The organism is Paenibacillus sp. TAF43_2 (assembly GCF_052113545.1).
GTDB lineage: Bacteria > Bacillota > Bacilli > Paenibacillales > Paenibacillaceae > Pristimantibacillus.
Window position 1 is genome coordinate 1 of the sequence record NZ_JBFRDK010000353.1, and the last position, 1,960, is coordinate 1,960.

The 1,960-nt window shown below is 40.0% G+C and carries 3 protein-coding genes; all 3 read left to right on the forward strand.

What is annotated here, in order from left to right; genetic code table 11:
* Positions 1–152: 152 nt before the first annotated feature.
* The 3 genes from AB4Z17_RS33280 (at position 153) to AB4Z17_RS33290 (ending at position 1,675) form a co-directional block, all read left to right on the forward strand.
* Positions 153–905, forward strand: coding sequence for an SDR family NAD(P)-dependent oxidoreductase (locus tag AB4Z17_RS33280; RefSeq protein ID WP_441909903.1), 753 nt, complete (start codon positions 153–155; stop codon positions 903–905).
* Between the two features lie 173 nt (positions 906–1,078).
* Positions 1,079–1,339, forward strand: a complete 261-nt coding sequence (locus tag AB4Z17_RS33285) for a hypothetical protein (protein WP_441909902.1) — start codon at positions 1,079–1,081, stop codon at positions 1,337–1,339.
* 135 nt (positions 1,340–1,474) lie between these two features.
* Positions 1,475–1,675, forward strand: coding sequence for a hypothetical protein (locus AB4Z17_RS33290; RefSeq protein ID WP_441964715.1), 201 nt, complete (start codon positions 1,475–1,477; stop codon positions 1,673–1,675).
* The last annotated feature ends 285 nt before the right edge of the window (positions 1,676–1,960 follow it).

Consider the following 1,960-nt stretch of genomic DNA (forward strand, 5'->3'; position numbering starts at 1 on the left):
GGGCACAATCAATGTGAACTCTTGGTCGCCGGATAGCCGCGAGCTCGCTTTTGGGCACAATCAATGTGAACTCTTGGTCGCCGGATAGCCGCGAGCTCGCTTTTGTCAGTTATAAATTTATATAATTATTTTAGTTTGAAGGAGAGTTATTCATGGTTAACGTAAATGGGAAATGGGCGCTAATTACAGGTGCGAGCAGAGGTGTAGGTTACCAGACGGCAATTTTTATGGCGAAACAAGGCTGTAATTTGATTTTGCATAGTCGAAATATTGAACATACAAAAGTGGTGGAACAAGAGGTTAAGGCACTTGGTGTAGAAGCGTATTGCGTCCAAGCGGAGCTGGCTAATCATGAAGAAGTAGTTGCTATGCTTAATGAAATCGAAGCTAAGGATACGGCTGTAGATATCGTTTTCAACAATGCTGCAGTTCAAATCGCCTACCGTACCAATTACTGGGAAACACCGATTGAAGATTTTGAGATGAGCTTCCGTATTAACTTCATTTCAATAGCAACAATCTGTCACCGCTTAATTCCTAAGATGATTGAACGCGGATTCGGACGTGTCATTAATACGACAAGCGGTATTAAAAATGAGCCGGAGCAGGCAGGTTATGCTGCAAGTAAAGCTGCTCTTGATAAATTCACGAAAGATTTGGCTTCGAGACTGGAAGGAACCAACGTCATGATTAATATAACAGATCCAGGCTGGTGCAGAACGGACCTGGGAGGTCCTCATGCACCTAGCTCAGTAGACACGGTTATTCCTGGTATTGCAGTTGGTGCCTTTGTAGATGATAAGAAAAGCGGTAGATTCTTTCATGCGCAAAATTTTGTAGGAATGATGTTAGAAGATGCTGTTGCAAAAGCTGAACAAATGGTAGCGAATCCATACATCATTTAGAACGAATATATGCTTATAGTTGCATGACAATATTCCTGCTCTTCTCACTAACCGTGAAGGAGCGGGATTTTTGTTGTGAAATATTTTTTTTCGACTTCTTACTTCGACAACGTTTTATTATTCATGAAGCTATACTAAACAGGTGCTATTTTATTGACAGCGGAGGGTTGCTCATGACTAATTCGAATTTCAGAAAGCGGATAGTTTGGTTCATTAACAGTGAGAGCGAACGAGTGTTAAGTAATTTGAAGAGCGGGGCAGTTAATAAAGAGAATGCTTTAGGAAGCTTTAACACGCTGTATCAGATCGCTTCATCAACAAGAGATACGGATACGATGGTAAGCTTGTGCGAAATGATCAACAAGGTAAGAGAATCGAATCATCGATCTGGATTATTTCATTTTACGGAGATGCGCAAAGGATCTTTTTATTGACTCTATATCGTTTTCATAGGCGAATTCAAAGAAAAGAGACCGATTCCGGTCTTTTTTTGTTGATTCAATTATTTCCTGCGGGGGTAAGTATTGTTTAAGAATAATCATACAACGAAGCTGAAGGGAGCACTAAGCATGAATAAACCTACAAAAAAACTTAATAAATTGCTTTTGATAACGATGATGAGTATCGTTGTTATTTTCACCGCTTCCGCTTGCAATAATGATAAGGATGCTAATAACAATGGCAATAGCAACGTGATTGAAGACGACGCCAATAACACCCCTGATACGACGGATGATGCCATAACAAACGATGATGCTACAACACCTTAAATACGTCATTTCTATGTAAAAGTGAACAAAGGGGCTGTCTCAAAATTTTCTTCAAATCTAATCAATTAGAGATATTAGTACACCTATTTGCAACATTCCAATCTTGTTTGTTAAAAACAGGTGCACTTTTACACTTATTTACTCTCGACTATCGGATCGCGCACATTACAATCATACGACGATCATCGCTGATGCTGGATATGGTCAGTCTGAGTTATTATGCGCTACAAGCAGCAAGCAAGGGAAATAGCGAGGAAGGATATTCGCTGTCGGTAAGACGAATGA